Consider the following 218-nt stretch of genomic DNA (forward strand, 5'->3'; position numbering starts at 1 on the left):
GGGATTCGAAGTCATGCGAGCCCTGCGCAAAGGACAGGCTCGCCCCTGGTGCCTGCAGCCCGGCATCAGGGGCGAGGTGCGCCTTGTGGAGAGAGCTTTTGGCATTGGGCCCTCGGCGCTGACGGAGGCCATGGGCATGCTCAACCACCATTTCGCAGCAGCCGCCTGATCGGCGCAGAGCGACAGCCTACCTCTGACTGCCGCCAATCTTTGCAACA

At 64.2% G+C, this 218-nt stretch carries 1 pseudogene; it reads left to right on the forward strand.

Going from position 1 to position 218, the window contains the following annotated elements:
• Positions 1 to 169: pseudogene (locus CW751_RS15185) on the forward strand (IS6 family transposase); the annotation flags it as partial.
• Positions 170 to 218 lie beyond the last annotated feature (49 nt).

The organism is Brumimicrobium salinarum (genome assembly GCF_002844555.1).
Taxonomy (GTDB): Bacteria; Bacteroidota; Bacteroidia; order Flavobacteriales_D; family Crocinitomicaceae; genus Brumimicrobium; species Brumimicrobium salinarum.